At 63.7% G+C, this 20,661-nt stretch carries 23 protein-coding genes and 1 riboswitch; of the genes, 7 read left to right on the top strand and 16 right to left on the bottom strand.

Annotated features, from left to right (window positions below):
- The first annotated feature begins 62 nt into the window (after positions 1 to 62).
- Positions 63 to 1,490 (top strand): bifunctional D-glycero-beta-D-manno-heptose-7-phosphate kinase/D-glycero-beta-D-manno-heptose 1-phosphate adenylyltransferase HldE, encoded by a 1,428-nt coding sequence (hldE, locus tag LPW29_RS03205; RefSeq protein WP_238626829.1) that lies wholly within the window; start codon positions 63 to 65, stop codon positions 1,488 to 1,490.
- Positions 1,491 to 1,549: 59 nt separating this feature from the next.
- Complete coding sequence (waaA, locus tag LPW29_RS03200; protein WP_238626828.1) at positions 1,550 to 2,821, top strand: lipid IV(A) 3-deoxy-D-manno-octulosonic acid transferase; 1,272 nt, start codon at positions 1,550 to 1,552, stop codon at positions 2,819 to 2,821.
- A gap of 349 nt (positions 2,822 to 3,170) precedes the next feature.
- Here waaA and LPW29_RS03195 read toward each other — a convergent pair whose 3' ends face one another.
- The 4 genes from LPW29_RS03195 to LPW29_RS03180 all read right to left on the bottom strand — a co-directional run bounded on the left by LPW29_RS03195 (position 3,171) and on the right by LPW29_RS03180 (position 6,169).
- The gene (locus tag LPW29_RS03195; RefSeq protein ID WP_238626827.1) at positions 3,171 to 3,731 is read right to left on the bottom strand and encodes a hydrolase; all 561 of its coding nucleotides are present in this window, start codon (positions 3,729 to 3,731) and stop codon (positions 3,171 to 3,173) included.
- Positions 3,732 to 3,735: 4 nt separating this feature from the next.
- A complete protein-coding gene (locus LPW29_RS03190; protein WP_238626826.1) occupies positions 3,736 to 5,082 on the bottom strand; it encodes a TolC family outer membrane protein in 1,347 nt (448 codons plus the stop codon).
- A 100-nt stretch (positions 5,083 to 5,182) separates the two neighbouring features.
- Positions 5,183 to 5,503: a rhodanese-like domain-containing protein gene (locus tag LPW29_RS03185; protein WP_238626825.1), complete on the bottom strand. Its 321-nt coding sequence runs from the start codon at positions 5,501 to 5,503 to the stop codon at positions 5,183 to 5,185.
- A gap of 9 nt (positions 5,504 to 5,512) precedes the next feature.
- Positions 5,513 to 6,169 carry a protein-L-isoaspartate O-methyltransferase family protein gene (locus LPW29_RS03180; RefSeq protein ID WP_090250706.1) on the bottom strand — a complete coding sequence of 219 codons (657 nt, stop codon included), beginning with the start codon at positions 6,167 to 6,169 and terminating at the stop codon, positions 5,513 to 5,515.
- 155 nt (positions 6,170 to 6,324) lie between these two features.
- Here LPW29_RS03180 and pap point away from each other — a divergent pair, with 155 nt between their 5' ends.
- Positions 6,325 to 7,815, top strand: coding sequence for a polyphosphate:AMP phosphotransferase (pap, locus tag LPW29_RS03175; protein ID WP_238626824.1), 1,491 nt, complete (start codon positions 6,325 to 6,327; stop codon positions 7,813 to 7,815).
- Between the two features lie 55 nt (positions 7,816 to 7,870).
- Positions 7,871 to 7,964: riboswitch (TPP riboswitch) on the top strand.
- 42 nt (positions 7,965 to 8,006) lie between these two features.
- Positions 8,007 to 9,896, top strand: a complete 1,890-nt coding sequence (thiC, locus tag LPW29_RS03170) for a phosphomethylpyrimidine synthase ThiC (RefSeq protein WP_238626823.1) — start codon at positions 8,007 to 8,009, stop codon at positions 9,894 to 9,896.
- 76 nt (positions 9,897 to 9,972) lie between these two features.
- Here thiC and LPW29_RS03165 read toward each other — a convergent pair whose 3' ends face one another.
- The 12 genes from LPW29_RS03165 to LPW29_RS03110 form a co-directional block, all read right to left on the bottom strand.
- Complete coding sequence (locus LPW29_RS03165) at positions 9,973 to 10,242, bottom strand: HPr family phosphocarrier protein (protein ID WP_238626821.1); 270 nt, start codon at positions 10,240 to 10,242, stop codon at positions 9,973 to 9,975.
- Complete coding sequence (locus LPW29_RS03160; RefSeq protein ID WP_090250714.1) at positions 10,243 to 10,638, bottom strand: PTS sugar transporter subunit IIA; 396 nt, start codon at positions 10,636 to 10,638, stop codon at positions 10,243 to 10,245.
- A gap of 21 nt (positions 10,639 to 10,659) precedes the next feature.
- Complete coding sequence (gene rapZ, locus LPW29_RS03155; protein ID WP_090250717.1) at positions 10,660 to 11,520, bottom strand: RNase adapter RapZ; 861 nt, start codon at positions 11,518 to 11,520, stop codon at positions 10,660 to 10,662.
- Positions 11,517 to 12,464, bottom strand: coding sequence for an HPr(Ser) kinase/phosphatase (hprK, locus tag LPW29_RS03150; RefSeq protein ID WP_238626819.1), 948 nt, complete (start codon positions 12,462 to 12,464; stop codon positions 11,517 to 11,519). The genes rapZ and hprK overlap by 4 nt, the downstream gene beginning before the upstream one ends.
- Positions 12,465 to 12,468: 4 nt before the next feature.
- The gene (locus LPW29_RS03145; protein ID WP_238626818.1) at positions 12,469 to 12,936 is read right to left on the bottom strand and encodes a PTS sugar transporter subunit IIA; all 468 of its coding nucleotides are present in this window, start codon (positions 12,934 to 12,936) and stop codon (positions 12,469 to 12,471) included.
- A 7-nt stretch (positions 12,937 to 12,943) separates the two neighbouring features.
- Entirely contained in the window at positions 12,944 to 13,267 is a 324-nt protein-coding gene (gene hpf / locus LPW29_RS03140; protein ID WP_238626816.1) for a ribosome hibernation-promoting factor, HPF/YfiA family, read from the bottom strand.
- Positions 13,268 to 13,318: 51 nt separating this feature from the next.
- Entirely contained in the window at positions 13,319 to 14,818 is a 1,500-nt protein-coding gene (locus LPW29_RS03135) for an RNA polymerase factor sigma-54 (protein WP_238626814.1), read from the bottom strand.
- A 166-nt stretch (positions 14,819 to 14,984) separates the two neighbouring features.
- Positions 14,985 to 15,710, bottom strand: a complete 726-nt coding sequence (gene lptB / locus LPW29_RS03130) for an LPS export ABC transporter ATP-binding protein (protein ID WP_090250727.1) — start codon at positions 15,708 to 15,710, stop codon at positions 14,985 to 14,987.
- A complete protein-coding gene (lptA, locus tag LPW29_RS03125) occupies positions 15,707 to 16,219 on the bottom strand; it encodes a lipopolysaccharide transport periplasmic protein LptA (protein ID WP_238626812.1) in 513 nt (170 codons plus the stop codon). The genes lptB and lptA overlap by 4 nt, the downstream gene beginning before the upstream one ends.
- Positions 16,206 to 16,778, bottom strand: coding sequence for an LPS export ABC transporter periplasmic protein LptC (gene lptC, locus LPW29_RS03120; protein WP_238626810.1), 573 nt, complete (start codon positions 16,776 to 16,778; stop codon positions 16,206 to 16,208). The genes lptA and lptC overlap by 14 nt, the downstream gene beginning before the upstream one ends.
- Complete coding sequence (kdsC, locus tag LPW29_RS03115) at positions 16,775 to 17,302, bottom strand: 3-deoxy-manno-octulosonate-8-phosphatase KdsC (RefSeq protein ID WP_090250732.1); 528 nt, start codon at positions 17,300 to 17,302, stop codon at positions 16,775 to 16,777. The genes lptC and kdsC overlap by 4 nt, the downstream gene beginning before the upstream one ends.
- A gap of 33 nt (positions 17,303 to 17,335) precedes the next feature.
- The gene (locus LPW29_RS03110) at positions 17,336 to 18,313 is read right to left on the bottom strand and encodes a KpsF/GutQ family sugar-phosphate isomerase (RefSeq protein WP_274520302.1); all 978 of its coding nucleotides are present in this window, start codon (positions 18,311 to 18,313) and stop codon (positions 17,336 to 17,338) included.
- 38 nt (positions 18,314 to 18,351) lie between these two features.
- Here LPW29_RS03110 and LPW29_RS03105 point away from each other — a divergent pair, with 38 nt between their 5' ends.
- The 3 genes from LPW29_RS03105 (at position 18,352) to mlaE (ending at position 20,655) form a co-directional block, all read left to right on the top strand.
- Entirely contained in the window at positions 18,352 to 18,975 is a 624-nt protein-coding gene (locus LPW29_RS03105) for a hypothetical protein (protein ID WP_090250737.1), read from the top strand.
- A 124-nt stretch (positions 18,976 to 19,099) separates the two neighbouring features.
- Positions 19,100 to 19,876 (top strand): ATP-binding cassette domain-containing protein, encoded by a 777-nt coding sequence (locus LPW29_RS03100; protein WP_238626808.1) that lies wholly within the window; start codon positions 19,100 to 19,102, stop codon positions 19,874 to 19,876.
- Entirely contained in the window at positions 19,876 to 20,655 is a 780-nt protein-coding gene (gene mlaE, locus LPW29_RS03095) for a lipid asymmetry maintenance ABC transporter permease subunit MlaE (protein ID WP_218140382.1), read from the top strand. The genes LPW29_RS03100 and mlaE overlap by 1 nt, the downstream gene beginning before the upstream one ends.
- The last annotated feature ends 6 nt before the right edge of the window (positions 20,656 to 20,661 follow it).

Below are 20,661 nucleotides of genomic sequence, written 5' to 3'. Positions count from 1 at the left end.
GCCCACATGGCCGCCACCGGTCTTGTATCATGCGCGGGAGTTTTTGATGAGGTGATTGGCTTGTGAATCCGAGTTTGCCCCCCTTCGAACAGGCCCGGGTCATGGTGGTGGGTGACCTGATGCTGGATCGCTACTGGTCTGGCGCCACGGCGCGGATCTCGCCGGAGGCCCCGGTGCCCGTGGTGCATGTGAACGACGTGGAGGAGCGTCCCGGCGGTGCCGCCAACGTGGCCCTGAACCTGGCCCGACTGGGTGTGCAGACACACCTGGCGGGCGTGGTGGGGCAGGACGAGGCGGCTGCCTCGCTGGATCGACTGCTGGCGGATGCGGGGGTGACCTGCGAGTTTGTTCGGGATCCGACGGTCCCCACCATCACCAAGCTTCGAGTGATGAGCCGGCATCAGCAACTGCTGCGGCTGGATTTTGAGCAGCCGCTGGATCACGTGAACACTCAGGTCTTGCTGGATACCCTGCCCGGTGCACTGGCCTCGGTGTCGGTACTCGTGCTGTCTGATTACGGCAAGGGCACCCTGGCGGCAGCGCCTCAATTGATCGCGCGGGCACGTGAGGCAGGAGTGCCCGTGCTGGTGGACCCCAAGGGGCGGGATTTCGAGCGTTATCGGGGGGCCACGCTGCTCACGCCCAACCTGGCCGAGTTCGAGGCCGTGGTGGGTCCGTGCCCTCGGGATGATCTGCTGGTGGAGCGTGGTGAACGGCTCCGGGCCGACCTGGGGTTGACGGGGCTTTTGATCACCCTGAGTGAGCGGGGCATGCTGCTGGTGCGCGAGGGGCATGATCCCGTGCACCTGCCCACCCGGGCCCGGGAGGTCTTCGATGTGACCGGGGCGGGGGATACCGTGATCTCCCTGGTGGCCGCCGCCCTGGCCACGGGGCAGGACATGGCCGCCGCTGCCGCCCTGGCCAACCTGGGGGCCGGAATCGTGGTGGGCAAGCTGGGCACGGGCTATGTGAAGCCCGCCGAGCTTCGGGCCGCATTGCGTGGGCATCACGGGGGTTGGAGTTGCCTGTTGTCGGAGGCGGATCTCATGCTGGCCGTGGAGGAGGCGAAGGCCCAGGGGGAGCGCGTTGTCATGACCAATGGCTGTTTCGATATCCTTCATGCCGGGCATGTGGCCTACCTGGAGCAGGCCCGCAAGCGTGGCGACCGGCTGATTGTGGCGGTGAATGATGATGCCTCGGTGGCACGCCTCAAGGGCCCGGAGCGACCGGTGAACCCCCTGGAGCGCCGCATGGCCGTGCTGGCGGGCCTGGCCTCGGTGGACTGGGTGGTCCCCTTTGGTGAAGATACGCCGGAACGCCTGATCTGCGCGGTGCGGCCCGATATGCTGGTCAAGGGCGGCGATTATCATCCCGATGAGATTGCCGGAGCTGGCTGTGTGCGGGAGGCAGGGGGTGCCGTGGAGGTGTTGCCCTTTGTGGATGGAGTGTCGACCACGAGGGTGATCGATCGGATTCGGTCAGGGGGATAGATCGTCGGAACCCAGGGGACGGATTTAAATCCGTCCCCATTCGAACTGGAATGCCAGGCATGCGTGCACTCTACAATCTCCTGATCCGTCTGCTCTTGCCCATTTTCCTGCTGCGCCTGCTCTGGCGCAGCCGTCACAACCGGGCCTATCGGCAGCGTTGGGGTGAACGGCTGGGATTTCCTGAGCCGCCTCGGGACAAACGCCCGCATCTGTGGGTGCATGCCGTCTCTGTAGGGGAGGTGGTGGCGGCCGCGCAGTTGATCCGGGTCTGGCGGGAACGACATCCGGAGCAGCCCGTGCTGGTCACGACCACCACCCCCACGGGGGCGGATGAGGTGGCACGACGTCTGGGCAATGAAGTGACCCATCGCTACCTGCCATTCGACCTGCCGGGTGCCGTGGGCCGGTTCATCGAGCGAATGCCTGTGGACCGGCTGCTGGTCATGGAGACCGAGCTCTGGCCCAACCTCTACCGGGCCTGTCACGCACGTGGCATCCCGATCCTGCTGGTGAATGCGCGCCTCTCACCCCGTTCCTTTCGCGGCTATCAGCGACTGCGCCCGCTGGTGCAGTGCACCCTGGGATGGCTGGAGGGCGTGGCGGCACGTGGGTCGGAGGATGCCGACCGCTTCGTGGCCTTGGGGGCCATACCCGATCGGGTCCGGGTGACCGGCAATATCAAGTATGACCTGACACTCTCCACCACCCTGCTGAATGACTCCCGTGCTCTGCGCAATAACCTGGGCTCGCGTCCGGTCTGGATCGCTGCCAGCACCCACCCCGGTGAGAATGAGCAGGTGCTCAAGGCCCACGCCATCGTGTGCCAGACACTGCCCGATGCCCTGCTCATCCTGGTGCCCCGGCATCCCGAACGCTTCGAGAACGTGGCGCGTCTGTGCCGCGAGGCAGGGTGGGAGCCCGCACGCCGCAGCGCGGGACAGGTGCCTGACAACACTCAGGCGGTGTGGCTGGGTGACAGCATGGGGGAACTGCTCATGCTCTACGGCGTGGCGGATGTGGCCTTTGTGGGGGGGAGCCTGGTGCCTACGGGGGGGCACAACCCTCTGGAGCCTGCGGCCCATGGTGTACCTGTGGTGACAGGGCCTGAGGTGTTCAATTTCAAGGAGGTGTTTGGGGCGCTGTCCGGTGCAGGTGGCGTGTGTCAGGTGGAGGATGCTGATGAGTTGGGCCAAATCATTCTGCGATTACTATCCGCAGTTGAGGAACGTAAGGCTCTCGCCGGGGCGGCCTTGCAGGTATTGGGGTCGAATCGTGGAGCAGTGGCTCGAGTACTCGAATGGGCAGAGGACATGGCGCTGACGCTCCGATAGTGAATCGGCGCGGGTGCTTGTTGCATGTGCCCCGTTCCCGGGAGGTGATCCTGATCCGGGAAATAACTCCGATAGCGAGTGGGAGCGGCCCTTGACCGCGAATGGGCCCTTCAACCGAAGCCAGAAACGTGTCTGAACCTCGGTGGGGCGGCATGCCTGGGAGCGGGTGTTCGCCGCATGGATGCGGCGATCAAGCCTACAGGGAGGTATTCACGGCGTCCCGCGGACAGGCATGCCGCCCCACCGAGGTTCCCCCACCGGGTGCAAAACCCAGGCGCCATACATGCCCGAAGGCCCATTCGCGGCCGAGGGCCGCTCCCACGGGGGCTTCGATCGAGGGGGCCGGCGATCAGCGGATCAGCTTCAGCAGATCCTTGAAGTGCGGGTGGGTGCATTCGCCCAGCCATTCGAACATCACCGACTCGGCGTTGGTCACGGTGACGCCGGCTTGGGCCATGCGGGCCAGGGCGTTGTCCCGGTTGCGGGGGTTGCGCGAACAGACGCCATCCTCCACCACGAAGACCTGGAACCCCTCCTGAGTGAGTCCCAGGGCCGTTTGCAGCACACACACATGCGCCTCCATCCCGCACAGGATCACCTGGGGACGGCGAGCGCTCTTCAGGGCATCCATGATGCCCGGGGCACCACAACAGGAGAACGTGGTCTTGTCCAGTACACGAGCCGCTTGGGGCGCCTGCTCCAGCACGGCATGAGCCGTGTGGCCGATGCCCTGGGGATATTGCTCGGTCACGGTGACCGGCATATTCAGGATCCCGGCGGCCTGGGCCAGGCGTCCCGCGTTGCGGTAGACCTGGGCACGCTCGGCCTCGTCCATGGCGACGGCCAGTTTCTCCTGGATATCCACCACGAGCAGGTGGCTGCGGTCACGATTGCAAAGCAGATCCATCATCCACTCAATCCAGCCAGGTGTTCACGCTGATGAGGTCTTCCTGCGAGAGGGTGCCGGCAGCCTGCTTCAGACGCAGGGTGTTGAGCAGGTAATCATAGCGGGCCTCGGCAAAGTCCCGCTCAGCCCGGAACACCTGACGCAGTTCCAGGAGCACGTCCACGGCTGTGCGGGTGCCCACCTCGAAGCCTGCCTCGGCGGCCTCGAAGGAGGCGCGAGTGGATTCCAGGGCCTGTTCCAGGGCCCGAACCCGAGAGATGCCAGCGTTCACCGACAGGAAGGCGCTGCGGGTCTGTTGCACGGTCTGGCGTTCCGCAAGCTCCTGCTGCTCTCGCGCGGCGTCAAAATTCTCGCGGGCCTCGCGGGTCAGGGAACTCACGCGGCCGCCGGTATAAATGGGAACCCGTAACTGCACGCCAACCTGGGTGTCCTGACGGTCCAGAAACTGTTGGCTGGTCGTGCCACTTGTTTGGCCACCAAAGTCCGGGAGATCGTTGAACGCCTGGTCGTTGTAGCTGGCGGACAACCCCAGGGTGGGGTAGTGGCCGGAGCGTTGGCGCTTGATGTCCTGGGCGGCCACCTCGGTGCTCAGTCGCTGGGCCACCAGATTCAGGTTGGCCTCCCGGGCCGTCTCCACCCACTGGTTCCTGTCCGCCGGGTCGGGAAGCACCAGTGGCATGCGATCGGACAACTCGGGCAGGTTCTCGTAGAACTGGCCGGTGATGACAGCCAGGTCTTCCTGGGCCTGATCCAGGCGATTCTGGGCGGCAATCTCCTCGGCAACAGCCAGGTCGAATTGGGCCTGGGCCTCCTTGACGTCGGTGATGGCGATCAGACCGACCTCAAAGCGTTGATCTGCCTGCTCCAGTTGTCGACCGATGGCCTCCTTTTCCGCCTCGGCGAAGGAGAGATTGTCCTTGGCTGACAACACCCCGAAGTAGGCCTCGGCCACTCGCAGGATCAATTCCTGACGGGCAGCGTCGCGCACTGCTGTGGCCTGGGCAACGCCCAGGTCCGCTTGGCGCAAGGCCACATAGTTGGTGTGATCGTAAAGAGTTTGATTGAGGGACAACTCAAAGGTGCGGGTCTGATAGTCGAAGGAGGGCCGCCCTTTCTGATCACTGTCCGTGTAGGCATAGCCCAGAGTGCCCTCGATCTGAGGCAGCAGCGCGGAGCGGGCCTGTGGTCGGGCCTCCAGGGCAGCCCGGAACTCCGCTTCGGCAGTGCGCAACTCGGCGTCTCGTTCCTGTGCCGTGCGGTAGACCTCCAGCAGGTCAGTGGCATACAAGGGTGCCGCCGCCGTGGTCAGTGAAACGAACAGGCCGGCCAGCAGCGGTTTACGAAAGCGGATCATGGGTGTCTCCAGCCGCGGGGGGCGGGGTGATCGGGGAACATCAGCGTATTCTGATATCGTATCGTCATCGGGCTTGAATTGGGAACCTTGACAGGCCCTGTCAGTACGTGGGCAGCGTGGGATCCACCTGGCGGGCCCAGGCGTCGATGCCGCCCTCCAGATTGATCACCCGGGTGAAGCCCTGGTGCTCCAGATAATGGGCCACCTGCAGGGAGCGAATGCCGTGATGACAGATCAGCACCACTTCCTCGCCGGGATCCAGCGCCTCTTCCAGCTCGTGAATCTGCCCCAGGGGGAACAACTGAGTCCCCTCCAGGTGCACAATCTCGTACTCCCAGTGCTCGCGCACGTCGATGAGGCGTGGTGGCTCCTGGGTTGAGCGCAGCTGATCGTACAGCTGATTGGCCGTCAGTCGCTGCATGGGGCGGGTTCAGAAAACGAAGCGGGGAGCCGGCTCGAAACCCACCAGGGGCTTCAGGCGCGTCTCGAAGAGTGCATGTCGGGAGAAATCGTTCTCGCCCACACGGATGACCAGCATGGCCTGCATGGCCGGCGGTTCCCCCACCACCACGAACAGACGCCCACCCGGGCTCAACTGGCGCTCGAAATCCTCGCGGTAGCGTGCCATGGAGGCCGTCACAGCGATCACATCATATTGACCATGGCGGCCAGACCAGCCTTCCGCTGCGTTACCTGTTGCCAGATTGACATGGCTCAGGTTCAGATCCCTGAGGGGGCGCTGGGCGGCTCGGGTGAAGTCCTCGTGAATATCCACGCTCTCCACATGCCCCCCCAACTGGGCCAGGCAGGCCGTGAGATAACCGGAGCCGGTACCCACCTCCAGGATGACGTCACGGGGCTGAATGTCCAGTGCCTGCAGCAGACGTCCTTCCACGGTGGGGCGCATCATGGATTCGTCATGGCCCAGGGGGATCTCCAGGTCGGCGTAGGCCAGTTGCTTGTGGTTGTCCGGGACAAACTGCTCCCTGGGGGTGTGTTCCATCACGGACAACACGCGCGGATCCAGTACCTCCCAGGGACGGACCTGCTGTTCAACCATGTTGAATCGGGCTTGTTCGAGGTTCATGGTGGTGGTCTCTGCATCTTGTGGTTGTTATGCCGGGTGGCCATGATGAGGCGCCGCCCGGTGATGAGTCGTGATCGGAAGGTTAAGGTCTTGGGCAAGGCGGGGCAAGACCCGCGCCCATGAGGTGCGGGCATCTCACGGTGACGGGGGCAGGCATGTTCGAAGCAGCGGAACTGGGCAGGAAGGTATCGAAACAGACTTACAAGGAAACGGTGCCGCTACTGCGGGCCGATTTGCTGGAGGCGCAAAGGCGTCTGCGGGAGACGGATGCGGCGGTGATCATCATCGTCGAGGGCGTGGACGGCGTGGGACGCGGTGAGGTGGTGAACCGTCTCAATACCTGGCTGGATACCCGGGGCGTGGAGACCCACGCCTTCTGGGAGCAGAGTTCCGAGCAACTGGAGCGTCCGCCCCTGTGGCGTTACTGGCAGTCGATGCCGCGTCGGGGCAGCATCGGCATCTTCTTTGGGGGCTGGTATTCCCGGCCGATCCGTCAGCATATCCGTGATGAATGGGACGAGGCCAGTCTGCACGAGTCCCTCACCCGCATCCGCGATTTCGAGAGCATGCTGGTGGTGGACGGGGCCCTGATCATCAAGTTCTGGTTTCATCTGACCCGCTCGGAACAAAAGGCCCGCCTCAAGCAGCGTCTCAAGGATCCGGCCAGTCGCTGGTATCGCTTGCCCAAAGGCAAGGATCAGGCGATTCGTTATCAACGTCTGGTGGAGACGGGTGAGCGGGTGATCCGCGAGACCGACAGCGGTCTGGCCCCCTGGTATCTGATCGAGGCCACCGACCCGCGCTACCGGGATCTGACCGTGGGGCGGAGCCTGCTCGATGCCATCAACGAGCGCCTGCAGGTGGGCGGGCCTCCTGATGAGGGCGTCACACTCTCCCATGCGCCCAGTCTGCCGCCCGAGCCTTCCGCCCGAGTGACGGTGCTGGACCATCTGGACATGGTTCAGGTCCTGGAAAAGGCAAACTACAAGAAACGCCTGGCCACCGCCCAGGCACGGCTGCGGGATCTATGCTGGCGCGCCAAGGACAAGGGTGTGGCCACGGTCATTGTCTTCGAGGGCTGGGATGCCGCCGGTAAGGGTGGCGCCATCCGTCGCCTCACTTCCGGTATTGATGCCCGCTTGTACCGGGTGGTGGCCGTGGCGGCACCCACTGACGAGGAACGGGCGCACCATTATCTCTGGCGTTTCTGGCGCTACGTACCACGTCGCGGGCGCATGACGGTATTCGATCGCTCCTGGTACGGGCGCGTACTGGTGGAGCGGGTGGAGGGCTTTGCCGCCGAGGATCGCTGGCGCCGGGCCTACCACGAGATCAACGACTTCGAGGAGCAGTTGGTGGAGCACGACGTGGTGCTGGTGAAGTTCTGGCTGCACATCACGGAAGAAGAGCAACTGGAGCGTTTCCGGGAGCGTGAGAAAGTGGCCTACAAGCAGCACAAGATCACCGATGAGGACTGGCGTAACCGCCAGCAGCGAGCGGGCTACAATGCCGCGGTGAACGAGATGGTGGTGCGCACCAGCACGGAATACGCCTCCTGGACACTGGTGCCGGCCAATGACAAGCGTTTTGCGCGGGTGACGGTGCTGGAAACGGTGTGCGACCGCCTGGAGGCGGCGATCACCTGAAGGGCCCCGAGAGCCGACGGGCTTGCCAAGCCGCGGCATCTGGGCTAGCTTGAACGCTTGAGGCTAGGGGTGCCCCCGAAGGGGGCTGAGACAGTCCCTTGGAACCTGAACCGGATCATACCGGCGGAGGGAAGCTTCGGAGATGCGCATTCGCGCCCCGTGGTGACCACCGCCTTCTTCGAGGTCACCGCATGAGCGCCATTCCCCAGGATTTTGTCAAGCAAACCGCCCGTCTCTCCGACGAGATCACCCAGCCCTTTCCGGGCTCCCGCAAGATCCATGTGCCCGGTTCCCGCACCGACATCCAGGTGCCCATGCGCGAGGTGACCCTGGCGTCCACCCAGACCTCCGCTGGCACGGAAGACAACCCGCCCATCACCCTGTATGACACCTCGGGCCCCTATACCGACCCGGAGGCGTCGATTGATCTGATGAAGGGTCTGCCCGCATTGCGCGAGGTCTGGATACAGGAGCGGGACAATACCGAGCAACTGGAGGGTCCCAGTTCCGAGTTTGGTCGGGCGCGGGCCGATGATCCCGAATTGGCCTCCCTGCGGTTTGAGCATATCCGTGCACCGCGCCGGGCGCGACCGGGCCACAACATCACCCAGATGCACCATGCCCGCCAGGGGATCGTGACGCCGGAGATGGAGTTTGTGGCCATCCGCGAGAACTGTCGTCTGCAGGAGATGCGCGCCGACCCGGGTTATGCGGCCCTGCTGCGTCAGCACCCCGGTGAATCCTTCGGCGCCCACATCCCCGAAGTCATCACTCCGGAATTCGTGCGCGACGAGGTGGCCGCTGGCCGGGCGGTCATTCCCGCCAACATCAACCACCCGGAACTGGAGCCCATGATCATCGGGCGCAACTTCCGGGTGAAGATCAACACCAATATCGGCAACTCCTCCCTCACCTCCAGCATCAGCGAGGAGGTGGAGAAACTGGTGTGGTCCTGCCGCTGGGGCGGCGACACCCTGATGGATCTGTCCACCGGCAAGAACATCCATGAGACCCGGGAGTGGGTGCTGCGCAACAGCCCGGTGCCCATCGGCACCGTGCCCATCTATCAGGCCCTGGAAAAGGTGGCCGGCAAGGCCGAGGATCTCACCTGGGAACTCTTCCGCGACACGCTCATCGAGCAGGCGGAGCAGGGCGTGGACTATTTCACCATCCATGCCGGTGTGCTGCTGCGCTATGTGCCGCTGACGGCCCAGCGTCTGACCGGGATCGTCTCCCGGGGCGGCTCCATCATGGCCAAGTGGTGCCTGGCCCACCATGAGGAGAACTTCCTCTACACCCATTTCGAGGATATCTGCGAGATCATGAAGGCCTATGACGTGGCCTTTTCCCTGGGCGATGGGCTGCGTCCCGGCAGCCTGGCTGACGCCAATGATGCCGCCCAGTTTGCCGAACTGGAAACCCTGGGTGAACTCACCCGCATCGCCTGGGAACACGATGTACAGGTGATGATCGAGGGCCCGGGGCATGTACCCCTGCATCGGGTGAAGGAAAACGTGGAAAAGGAGTTGGCCGATTGTTTCGAGGCCCCGTTCTATACCTTGGGCCCGCTGGTGACCGACGTGGCCCCGGCCTACGATCACATCACCTCGGGGATCGGTGCTGCCAATATCGGCTGGTATGGCACAGCCATGCTCTGTTATGTGACGCCCAAGGAGCATCTGGGGTTGCCTGACAAGGAAGATGTGCGTGATGGCATCATCACCTACCGCATTGCCGCCCATGCGGCCGATCTGGCCAAGGGGTTTCCTGGGGCGCAGGTGCGGGATAATGCCCTCTCCAAGGCGCGTTTCGAGTTCCGCTGGCAGGATCAGTTCAACCTGTCACTGGATCCGGAGCGGGCCCGGGTGTTCCACGACGAGACGCTGCCCAAGGAGTCCCACAAGGTGGCCCACTTCTGCTCCATGTGCGGGCCGCATTTCTGTTCCATGAAGATCACCCAGGATGTGCGGGAGTATGCGGCCCGGCAGGGTGTGTCGGCTCAGGAGGCCCTTGAGAAAGGGATGCAGGACAAGGCGGTGGAGTTTGTGGAGAAGGGGGGGAAGGTTTACAGGGAGATTTGACGAAAAAGGGGACACGAAAAAGGGGACAGACACCTTTTCCAGAGGAAAAGGTGTCTGTCCCCTTTTTCGCTTTTTCCTACTCCGGCTCGCCGAAGCGTTCGCCGATCAGCCCCTCCAGGGCGTCCAGGGCATCCTGAGCATCCTCGCCCTCGGCGATCAGGCGCACGGTGGTGCCGCGACTGGCGGCCAGCATCATGATGCCCATGATGCTCTTGCCGTTCACTCGGCGGGTGCCCTTTTCCACCTCCAGTTCAGCCGCGTAACTGCTGGCCAGGTTGACGAATTTGGCCGCGGCCCGCGCATGCATGCCCAGCTTGTTGATGATCTCGACTTCCCGGGTGGGCATTTAGCTGTGGGTCTCGCAGAGCAGGATACCGTCATGGCCACCACTGATGGCCTTGTTGACCAGTTCGTGCAGACGCAGGGTGGGGTAGTTGAGGACGCGCACCAGCATGGGCAGGTTCAGCCCCGCAATCACCTGGACCTTGGGGTGCTGGGTGAGGCGGTTGGCAATATTGCTGGGGGTGGAGCCATACATGTCGGTGAGCACCAGCACGCCATCCCCCTGATTGAGGCGGTGATAGGCATCGATGGCCTTGCCCAGCAGCACATCCGGATCCCCGGACTGGGAGACCGCCAGACAGTAGGTATCCAGAGGAATGGTGCCCATCATGGAACGCGCCGTGCTGAGCAGGTCTTCCCCGATGTGATTATGGGTAATGATCATGAGTCCGACGGACATGCTGGCATACCGTTTCAAGGATCAGGAAAGTTCACGGTGACGAGTGCTCACCGCCTCGCCCCTGAGGCCGCGGAAGTGTTCCGCCAGTCTCTCGGCGAGATAGACTGAGCGATGCTGCCCGCCGGTGCAACCAATGGAGACGGTCAGGTATGAGCGGTTCTCGCCTTCAAACCGCGGGATCCAGGTGGTCAGGAAATCGCGCAATGAGGCAAACATTTCCTCCACCATCGGGTGATTATCCAGGAATTGGGCCACTTCTTCGTCCCGGCCGGTGAGACCACGCAGCAGTGGCTCCCAGTGGGGGTTGGGCAGACAGCGTACATCGAAGACGAAATCCGAGTCCACTGGCGCGCCATGCTTGAAGCCGAAGGACTGGATCAGCAGCGAAATTCCTCGGTCGGCGGCCTGTTCGACCCGTTCGCGGATCGTCTGGCTTAACTGGTGCACGTTGGTGCGGGTGGTGTCGATGGCCAGATCTGCGTGATTGGCGATATTGGAGAGCAGTTTGCGTTCCAGGCGGATCGCCTCCCACAGGGGCACGCCATCGCGGGTCAGCGGATGACGCCGGCGGGTCTCGCTGAAGCGCCGCAGCAGGGTTTCTTCCTCCGCCTGGAGAAAGATGACCTGTAGATCCACGCCCATGGCGCGGATTTCATCCACGATGCTGTCGAAGCGATCCAGTTCTTCGATGCCACTGCGGGCATCAATGCCCACGGCGGCTTCGTCGTAGAGGGTGAGGCGCGGGCTCCGGAGTTGCGCGACCACTGCCGTGAGCAGGCCCAGGTGCAGGTTATCGATGCAGTAATAGCCCGCATCCTCCAGGGCATGCAGAGCCACGGTCTTGCCGGAACCGGACAGGCCGCTGACGATGATCAGCTTCATGGTTTTTCGATCTGCATCTGCTTGCGTTGTCGGGTGGCCAGGTCGTCGCCGGCATAATAGCCGCGCAGACGCAGCAGGTGATTGCGAATGGCGGCTTCTACCATGACGGCCAGGTTGCGCCCCGGCGCCACGGGCAGGGTGATCACCGGAATCTCCAGCCCCAGCACCACCCGGGTGTAACGCACGCCATGCAGGCGGTCGATGTCACCTGCCTGCACCTTGGTCTGGTCCTTGAGATCGATGATCAGGCGCAGGTACTTGCTGTTCTTGATGGCGCTGTCGCCATACATGGCGCGTACGTTGAGTACCCCCAGCCCCCTTACCTCCAGAAAGTTTTCCAGCACCGGCGGGCAGGTGCCACGCAGAATGTCCGGGGCGATGCGAGCGAATTCGGGCGCATCGTCCGCTACCAGGCGGTGGCCCCGGCTGATGAGCTCCAGGGCCAGTTCGCTCTTGCCCACGGCACTTTCCCCGGTGAGCAGCACCCCGATCCCCAGCACCTCCATGAACACCCCGTGCAGGGTGGTGGTCTCCGCCAGCTTGTTGCTGAAAAAGTAACGCAGGATGTTGATCAATTCATGGCTGGGCAGGGCGGTGCGCAGCAGGGGTACTGACTGACGCTCCGACAGGGTGCGTAACTCGGGGAGGGGTTCCAGGCTGTCGGTCACGATCAGCATGGAGGATGCGCCGCTGCACAATTGCTCCAGGATGTCCCGCTGGGAGTTTTTGCGCAGCGACCACAGGTAACGCATCTCATCATTTCCCAGAACCTGGATCTGGTTGGGATGGATGATGTTCAGGTGACCCACCAGCGACGGGCTGCCCTGGGGCGTGGATCGGTGCGAAATGCTCCGTTCGCTCCCCAGGGTGCCGGCAACCCAGGTGAGGCCCAGGCGCTCCTCCATGACTTCCATGATGTTGCTGACGGTGAGCGAGTCAGTCATGGGCTCATCCGGTGTCTTCGGTGTCCCAGTCACGCACCAGGGTCAGCAGATCCGCTGTGCCGGAGGCGCTGCGCAACCGGGCCAGGGTCTCCGGGTCGGAGAACATCCGCGCCAGCAGCGCGAGGATCTGCAGGTGCTCGTCGGTACAGTCCGCCGGCACCACCAGCGCGAAGAGGATGTCCACCGGTTCGCTGTCGGGGGCGTCGTAGTCCACGCCCTTCTCCAGCTTGAGCAGGGCGGCACAGGCCTCGCTGGCGCCGGCCAGACGACCATGGGGGATGGCCACGCCATGCCCCAATCCTGTGCTGCCCAGGCGCTCCCGTGCCAGCAGGCTGTCAAAGATTTCGCCCTGGGTGAGTTTGGGCAGATGATTGGAGAGCATCTCGCCCAGCATCTCCAGCGCACGTTTCTTACTGCTCACGTCCGTCTGGCAGTGCACCCGCTCGGGGGCGAGAAGATCACCGATGTTCATGAATCATTCACTCGATATGGTTGCGGTGGGAGCCTTCCGCCCGGTGGTGGTCCTTGAGCTTTTCCTTATGCTTCACCACCTGGCGATCCAGTTTGTCCACCAGGGCGTCAATGGCGGCGTACATGTCCGTGTGGGTGGCCTCGGCATGGATGCTGTTACCGCTGAGCAACAGGTTGGCTTCGGCCTTTTGCTGCAGCTTCTCCACGGTCAGGATGACGTGCACGTCGATGACGTTGTCAAAATGCCGCTCCAGGCGCTCGAACTTCTCGTTAACGTAGTTGCGCAGGGCGTCGGTCAGGTCGACGTGATGACCGGTGAGGTTGATCTGCATAAGATGACTCCTTAGGGATGGGTGATGATCAAGACGGCTTCGCGGTTGATGTCAGACGAGCCGCTTGCGTTCGTTGGATGGCGGAATGGCCATGGCCTCACGGTACTTGGCCACGGTGCGTCGTGCCACATGAATGCCACGATCCACCAGGACCTGGGCAATCTTGCTGTCACTCATGGGCTTGCCCTGAGGCTCTTCGGCAACCAGCTTGCGGATCATGGCGCGGATCGCGGTGGCTGAACACTCGCCGCCGTCTGCCGTGCCCACATGGCTGGAAAAGAAATACTTGAATTCGTAGATGCCCCGGGGGGTATGCATGAATTTCTGGGTGGTCACCCGGGAGATGGTGGACTCATGCATCTCCAGTTGTTCGGCGATATCGCGTAGCACCAGGGGTTTCATGGCCTCGTCGCCATATTCCAGAAAGGCGCGCTGGTGCTCGACGATGGCGGTGCCCACCCGCAGCAGGGTCTCGTTGCGGCTTTGCAGGCTCTTGATGAACCAGCGGGCCTCCTGGAGGCTGTTGCGCATGTAGGTGTTGTCCTGACTGGAATCGGCGCGGCGCACAAAGCTGGCATAGAGGGGGTTCACCCGCAACCGCGGCGCAATTTCCGGGTTGAGCTCCACCTGCCAGCGGCCCTCTCGCTTGCGTACGAAGACATCGGGGATGATGTATTCGGGCGAACTGCTGCTGATGAGCCCGCCCGGGCGCGGGTTCAGTGTCTGAATCAGGGCGATCACTTGCTGCAGTTCGCCATCATCCAGCCCCAGGCGCCGCTGCACGCCCTTATAATCGCGGGCACCCAGGGCATCCAGGTGTTCACGGGCCAGGATTCGGGCCTGGGCCAGCCAGGGCGTCTCATCCGGAAACTGTGCCAGTTGCAGGCTCAGGCACTCGGCCAGATCCCGCGCGCCCACGCCCACCGGGTCCAGGTGCTGAACCATGTTCAGTACGGCCTCCACCTCATCCAGTTCCAGATCCATTTCCCGGTCTTCGGCCAGGGTGGCATGGATCTGCTCGATGGGTTCGGCCAGGTAGCCGTCTTCGTTGATGGAGTCAATGATGGTCAAGGCGATGGCCCGGTCACGCTCACTCATGGACGACAGATGCACCTGCCACATGAGATGTTCATGCAGGCTTTCCGAGGGCCCGGTCTGGTTTTCGAACACGTCGCGCCCGTCGTGATCCGACTGCCCGGCGCTTGAAGGGGGCACATCGTAGATGTCGTCCCAGTTGCTGTCCACCGGCAGTTCATCGGGGATCTGCTCCTGACTGCCTTCGGCGTTGCCTTCTGTCTCGGCGGCGGCCTCGGCCGCCTCTGAAGTCTCGCGGGTGTCGGCCGGGTCCTGCTCGCGCGTTTCCTCGGAGGCGGTGTCCTGATCCGCCTCCGTACCTTCCATGGCCTCGAGCATGGGGTTGGTTTCCAGGGTTTCCTGGATCTGTGCCTGCAACTCCAGGGTCGACAGTTGCAGCAGGCGGATGGCCTGCTGCAACTGGGGGGTCATGGTCAGGTTTTGACCCAGCCGGAGCTGGACGGAAGGTTTCAACATAGCACGATGCGCGCCATCGGGCCGGAGCCCGAGTCTGTGATGCCTGATGATGGAGGCGGGGGCAGGCCCCCGACGTTAATATTGCTGTCACGGGAGATTATACGGTGTGCCGGCAAAAATTGGACCCGTGCCCGGAAAACCCTGCCTGCGGTGAGTGCATGGGGTTTCACAGGCGGAAGTTCTCCCCCAGGTAAACGCGGCGCACCTGCGGGTCGGCCAATACATCCTCCGGCGCACCCTGGCTGATGATATGCCCGCCGCTGAGAATATAGGCCCGGTTGCAGATGCCCAGGGTCTCGCGCACGTTATGGTCGGTGATCAGCACGCCGATGTTCCGTGACGTGAGATGGGTGATGATCCGCTGGATCTCGATCACGGAGATGGGGTCGACGCCAGCGAAAGGCTCGTCCAGGAGGATGAAGGCCGGTTCAGTGGCCAGGGCCCGGGCGATCTCCACGCGCCGCCGCTCACCGCCGGAGAGACTGACGCCGGCATTGTCACGGATGTGCTGGATCTGAAACTCCTCAAGCAGGGATTCCATTTTTTCCTGGCGCTGGACCTTGTCGAGGTCGCGGCGCACCTCCAGTACGGCCATGATGTTGTCGGCCACGGAAAGCTTGCGGAACACCGAAGGTTCCTGGGGCAGATAGCCCACGCCCATGCGGGCCCGAGCGTGCATGGGTAACTGGGTGATGTCCCGGCCATCCAGGCGGATCTGCCCTTCGTCGCAGGGCACCAGGCCCACGATCATGTAGAAGCAGGTGGTCTTGCCGGCCCCATTGGGGCCCAGCAGGCCCACCACCTCACCGCTGTTGATCTCGATGGAGGCACCGTCCACGGGCTTGATTGCCCGGTAACGCTTGACCAGTTTGTCGGTCTCCAGCCGGCTCATGGGGTGTCGCCGTCCTCCGAGCGGTCGCGGGGCGCGAAGATGGCCTCCACGCGGCCCGTGTCACCGGTGCTGGCCTCCAGCGTGGCGGCTTCCAGGTTGTAGACGATACGGCTGCCGCGGAATTCGTCATCCCCCTGCCATACCCGGGCCTCGCCGGTGAGTGCCACACGCGGCCCATCCGGGAAGAATTCCATGCGTCGTGCCTCGGCGCGAACCTCCCGGTTCGACTCGTCCCGCGTGGTCAGGGTGGCCAGGCGTCCCTCGGAGACCATGCGCTCCAGTTGTCGATCAGGGGCATGCACGGTCACTTCGTCACCCGTAATGACGGTGTCGCCCTGGGTGATGGTGACGTTGCCCTGGTATACGCTCACCCCCCGTTGGTCATCCAGGTTGGCGCGATCCGCCTCGATGCGGATGGGCAGGTCAGGGTTGTGCTGTCCGTGTGCGGCGGGCATCCAGGCCAGCAAGAGGGTCAGCAGCAGCCTCTTGGAGATGTCAGTGCGGAACATAGGTGCCTCTCACCTGGCTCTCAAGTTCCAGGGTATCCCGGGTCAGGTCCAAAGTCATGCCCACGCCCTCTGCCTCGCGGTGGGTGGTCATCATGCGGGCCCGGGCATTGGTGTGCGCCTGGCGGGGCAGGGTCCATACGGTCACATCCCGGCTGGTGATGGTCATGGGAGGGTGGTCCGGTGCCCCCGGGCGGTCCAGTTGCACGTGACCCAGCAGTTGCACTTCATCGCCGCCGGATGAGACCCAGCCACGTTCGGAACGCAGGGTCCAGTCGGGAGCGGGGGGATGTTCCATGATCAGTACCGGGGATTCCACGTGGCTGGATTGATCTCCCTGGCGTTGTTCCAGGCGGGTGCCGGAGAGTCGGTATTTGAGCTGGCCGGAGGCATCCATGCTCCAGACCACGAAATCCTCGGCAAAGAACTGATTGGCTTCAGGGTCCACCTGGGCAGTCGGCACCACGCGTTGTTCCTGGGCGCTCTCGGAGAGCCAGAAACCCAGGGCGACCACCAGGGCGAGCACCAGAATCAGCAATAGTCCCGAGAAACGTCGAGTCATTCCAGGTACGGCGCCAGGGCGGCCTGAAGGTTGTTCTGGGCCTCCAGTATGAATTCGCAGGCCTCGCGTGCGGCCCCGCGACCGCCACCTGCCCGAGTGATGTAGTGGGCATGCTCCCGTACCAGGGGATGCGCGTCGGCCACGGCGATTGCCAGCACGGCGCGACGCATCACGGGCAGATCCACCACATCGTCACCCATGTAGGCGGTGTGCTCAATGCCCACCCCGGCCGCCTCGAGTAATCCGCCCAGCGCGTCCAGTTTGTCTCGGCGGCCCTGGACGATATGCTGGATGCCCAGGTCGCGGCAGCGGTGTTCCACCACCTGGGACCGTCGTCCGGTGAGGATGCCGATCTGCACGCCGCTGTCGGCCAGCATGCGGATGCCGTGACCATCCCGGCTGTTGAAGGCCTTGTACTGCTGGCCATCGTCCCCCAGATAGAGGCTGCCGTCGGTGAGCACACCGTCCACATCGAGGATCAGGAAGCGCACGTCACGGGCGCGTTGTCTTGGGGCATCGTTCATGGGGCAAGGATACCATGGGGCGGGTGGGCAACTTCAGACCACGCCGGCACGCAGCAGGTCATGCATGTTCAGGGCCCCCACCAGGTGCTGGCCCCCATCCACGACGGGCAGGGCGCTGATCTTGTGATCCTCCATCACCTTGAGGGCCTCCGCTGCCAGCATCCCGGGCTGCGCTGCCTTGCATTGACGGGTCATGACATCACCAATGCGCGCCGTACGAATGTCGATCCCCCGGTCCAGGGTGCGGCGCAGGTCGCCATCGGTGTAGACGCCGATCAGGTTGCGGTGCGCGTCCACCACGGCGGTCATCCCCAGGCCCTGGCGGGTGATTTCCAGGAGGGCATCGGCCAGCGGGGCGTCGGCACGTACCAGGGGGATGCGCTCGCCGGTGTGCATGATGTCGCCCACGTGCAGCAGCAGCCTTCGTCCCAGTCGACCGCCGGGGTGAGAGCGTGCAAAGTCATCGGCGGTGAAACCCCGGGCTTCCAGCAGTGCCACGGCCAGTGCGTCCCCCATGGCCAGGGTGGCGGTGGTGCTGGAGGTGGGGGCCAGGCCCAGAGGGCAGGCCTCCGCGGCCACGCTCACATCCAGATGCACGTTGGCCTCCCGGGCCAGGGTGGAGCGAGGATTCCCGGTGAGGGCAATCAGGGGGGCGCCCAGGCGACGGATCAATGGCAGGATGGTGAGAAGTTCATCGGTCTCGCCGGAGTTGGACAAGGCCAGCACCGTATCCCCGGCGGTGATCATGCCCAGGTCGCCATGACTGGCTTCGCCCGGGTGGACAAAAAAGGCGGGTGTGCCGGTGCTGGCGAGGGTGGCGGCAATCTTGCCGCCCACGTGGCCGGATTTTCCCATGCCCGTGACGACCACCCGCCCGGTGCAGGCCAGCATGTGCTCGCAGGCGCGCACGAAGCGGTCATCCAGGCGGATGATGAGGTCGCGGATCCCCTGGGCTTCGGTCTCCAGGACGGCCCGGGCCATGGCCAGCGTCTTGTCGGGATTGAGCTTCATCGGCGGAACACTACCTCAAGGCGGGAGAGGATTAAACAATGGGATACGGCAAGCCTTTCCACCTCACCCTGGGTGCCCGCGACTGGGAGCATCCGGCGTGGGTGGCGCAATTCTATCCCCAGGACATGCCAGCGTCCTGGCGTTTGTGCTTTTACGCCAACGAGTTTTCCACTGTGCTGCTTCCTCCGCAACGCTGGCAAGGCACCAGTCCGGCCGACTGGCAGGGCTGGCTTGGCGAAGTGCGGGAGGATTTTCGCTTTTTTCTGGAAGTCGGGGGGGGCGCACTGGAGGACGTCGAGCACCTCAGGCGCATGACGGCGACCCTGGGGCCGCAACTGGGTGGTCTGGTGCTGCCGGGTGCGTCGCATGAGACGTTTCAAGAGGCGGTGTTCATGAGGCCCGGGCAGGGTCGCCTTCCGTGCTACTCGGTGGATGCCCCGGCGGCCCGGACTCGTCTGTGGATGGGGCCAGCGACGGAGCCTCCCTGTGCGCCGGTGGGGTGGATGGGCTTGCCTGCTGGCGCGCACCCGCGGATGCTGCGTGAAAACCTGGAGGCCTTTGCTCGATGCGCGGAGGGCCGGTCGGGCGTCTTGTTCCTGGATGCCCCACCCGCCGTCATGGGTCAAACCATCACGGTGGCGCGCTTGCTGGGGTTCACTTGACAGCCCCCGCGCCGCGACTGAAGATGTTGCGTGTTCGATGGGTATGCCATGATCGTCACCCTTCACAAGGAAAGTCGTTATCTCCCCCGTAGCCGATAAAAAGCCGTGGATCGAGGTCCGCGACGTGCATTTTGCCCGCGGAGATCGAAAGATCTTTGATGGGCTGGATATCACCATTCCCCAGGGGCAGGTGACGGCCATCATGGGGCCGAGCGGTACGGGCAAGACCACGCTGCTGCGGCTGATCGGCGGTCAACTCAAGCCGGATCGGGGGCAGGTGCTCGTGGAGGGGCAGGATGTGCATCGCCTCTCCTTGCGAGAACTCTATCGTCTGCGCCGACGCATGGGCATGCTGTTCCAGAGCGGGGCGCTGCTCACCGACCTCAATGTCTTTGACAACGTGGCCTTCCCCATCCGCGAGAACACTCGCCTGCCTGAGTCGGTGGTGCGTCATCTGGTGTTGATGAAACTGGAGGCCGTGGGACTGCGAGGGGCCTGGTCGCTGCAGCCCAGTGAACTCTCCGGGGGCATGGCCCGGCGCGTGGCACTGGCCCGGGCCATTGCTCTGGATCCGCTGCTGATGATGTATGACGAGCCCTTCACGGGGCTGGACCCCATCACCAAGGCCGTGATCGTCTCGCTGATCCGTCGCCTCAACGATGCCCTGGCCATGACCAGTATCGTGGTCTCCCACGACGTGGCGGAAGCCAATTCCATTGCCGACTGGGTGTACCTCATCTCCGATGGTCGGGTGGTGGACCAAGGCTCTCCGTCACAATTGCAGCAGGATGCCTCGGCCTGGTCCCGCCAGTTCCTGGAGGGACTGCCCGACGGGCCGGTGCCATTCCACTATCCGGCCCCGGACTATCTGGACGATCTGATGGGAGGCGGGCAATCCTGATGGGCGCATTCCAACGGCTGGGTCAATGGAGTCTGAGCGTGCTGGAGCGGCTGGGTCGCGGGCATGTGTTCCTGTTTCGCACCCTGATGGCCCTGGGGCCTCTGGCGCTGCGACCCCGGTTGCTGATTCGCGAACTCTACTCGGTGGGCGTGCTTTCCCTGCTCATCATCGTGGTTTCGGGATTCTTTGTGGGGATGGTGCTGGGCTACCAGGGTTATATCACCCTGGTGGACTTTGGTGCGGCGGAAGCCCTGGGCACGGTGGTGGCCCTGTCCCTGGTGCGGGAATTGGGGCCGGTGGTCACCGCGTTGCTGTTCGCCGGTCGTGCCGGTTCGGCCCTCACCGCCGAGATCGGCCTGATGAAGGCCACCGAACAGCTTTCCAGCATGGAAATGATGGCGGTGGATCCCTTCAAGCGGGTGATCGCCCCGCGTTTTCTGGCCGGGGTGATCTCCCTGCCACTGCTGGCGGCCATCTTCAGTGCCGTCGGGGTGATGGGGGGATACGGCATTGGCGTGGGCGTGCTGGGGGTGGATGCCGGGTCTTACTGGTCACAGATGCAGGCCAATGTGGATCTGTTCGAGGATGTGATGAACGGAGTCATCAAGAGCATGGTGTTTGGCCTGGTGGCCGCCTGGATCGCGGTCTTTGAAGGCTATGATGCTCCGCCCACCTCCGAAGGCGTTAGCCGGGCCACCACGCGTACCGTGGTGCATACCGCACTGGCCGTACTGGCCCTGGACTTTATTCTCACCGGGCTGATGTTCGGTGACCTTTGATAACGG

The organism is Ectothiorhodospira sp. 9100 (assembly GCF_022227565.1).
Classification (GTDB): domain Bacteria; phylum Pseudomonadota; class Gammaproteobacteria; order Ectothiorhodospirales; family Ectothiorhodospiraceae; genus Ectothiorhodospira; species Ectothiorhodospira marina.
The sequence above is the reverse complement of the archived record's forward strand: the minus strand, read 5'-3'. Positions and strand labels throughout refer to the sequence as shown.

Coding starts and splice junctions, on each gene's coding strand:
- waaA (WP_238626828.1), top strand. CDS start 1,550: ATGCGTGCACTCTACAATCTCCTGATCCGTCTGCTCTTGCCCATTTTC.
- mlaE (WP_218140382.1), top strand. CDS start 19,876: ATGGGCGCATTCCAACGGCTGGGTCAATGGAGTCTGAGCGTGCTGGAG.
- lptA (WP_238626812.1), bottom strand. CDS start 16,219: ATGTTCCGCACTGACATCTCCAAGAGGCTGCTGCTGACCCTCTTGCTG.
- LPW29_RS03105 (WP_090250737.1), top strand. CDS start 18,352: ATGGGATACGGCAAGCCTTTCCACCTCACCCTGGGTGCCCGCGACTGG.
- kdsC (WP_090250732.1), bottom strand. CDS start 17,302: ATGAACGATGCCCCAAGACAACGCGCCCGTGACGTGCGCTTCCTGATC.
- LPW29_RS03190 (WP_238626826.1), bottom strand. CDS start 5,082: ATGATCCGCTTTCGTAAACCGCTGCTGGCCGGCCTGTTCGTTTCACTG.
- LPW29_RS03135 (WP_238626814.1), bottom strand. CDS start 14,818: ATGTTGAAACCTTCCGTCCAGCTCCGGCTGGGTCAAAACCTGACCATG.
- LPW29_RS03165 (WP_238626821.1), bottom strand. CDS start 10,242: ATGCCCACCCGGGAAGTCGAGATCATCAACAAGCTGGGCATGCATGCG.
- pap (WP_238626824.1), top strand. CDS start 6,325: ATGTTCGAAGCAGCGGAACTGGGCAGGAAGGTATCGAAACAGACTTAC.
- LPW29_RS03110 (WP_274520302.1), bottom strand. CDS start 18,313: ATGAAGCTCAATCCCGACAAGACGCTGGCCATGGCCCGGGCCGTCCTG.
- hprK (WP_238626819.1), bottom strand. CDS start 12,464: ATGACTGACTCGCTCACCGTCAGCAACATCATGGAAGTCATGGAGGAG.
- LPW29_RS03185 (WP_238626825.1), bottom strand. CDS start 5,503: ATGCAGCGACTGACGGCCAATCAGCTGTACGATCAGCTGCGCTCAACC.
- LPW29_RS03195 (WP_238626827.1), bottom strand. CDS start 3,731: ATGATGGATCTGCTTTGCAATCGTGACCGCAGCCACCTGCTCGTGGTG.
- lptB (WP_090250727.1), bottom strand. CDS start 15,710: ATGAGCCGGCTGGAGACCGACAAACTGGTCAAGCGTTACCGGGCAATC.
- LPW29_RS03160 (WP_090250714.1), bottom strand. CDS start 10,638: ATGTCCGTCGGACTCATGATCATTACCCATAATCACATCGGGGAAGAC.
- LPW29_RS03145 (WP_238626818.1), bottom strand. CDS start 12,936: ATGAACATCGGTGATCTTCTCGCCCCCGAGCGGGTGCACTGCCAGACG.
- thiC (WP_238626823.1), top strand. CDS start 8,007: ATGAGCGCCATTCCCCAGGATTTTGTCAAGCAAACCGCCCGTCTCTCC.
- rapZ (WP_090250717.1), bottom strand. CDS start 11,520: ATGAAGCTGATCATCGTCAGCGGCCTGTCCGGTTCCGGCAAGACCGTG.
- LPW29_RS03180 (WP_090250706.1), bottom strand. CDS start 6,169: ATGAACCTCGAACAAGCCCGATTCAACATGGTTGAACAGCAGGTCCGT.
- lptC (WP_238626810.1), bottom strand. CDS start 16,778: ATGACTCGACGTTTCTCGGGACTATTGCTGATTCTGGTGCTCGCCCTG.
- hpf (WP_238626816.1), bottom strand. CDS start 13,267: ATGCAGATCAACCTCACCGGTCATCACGTCGACCTGACCGACGCCCTG.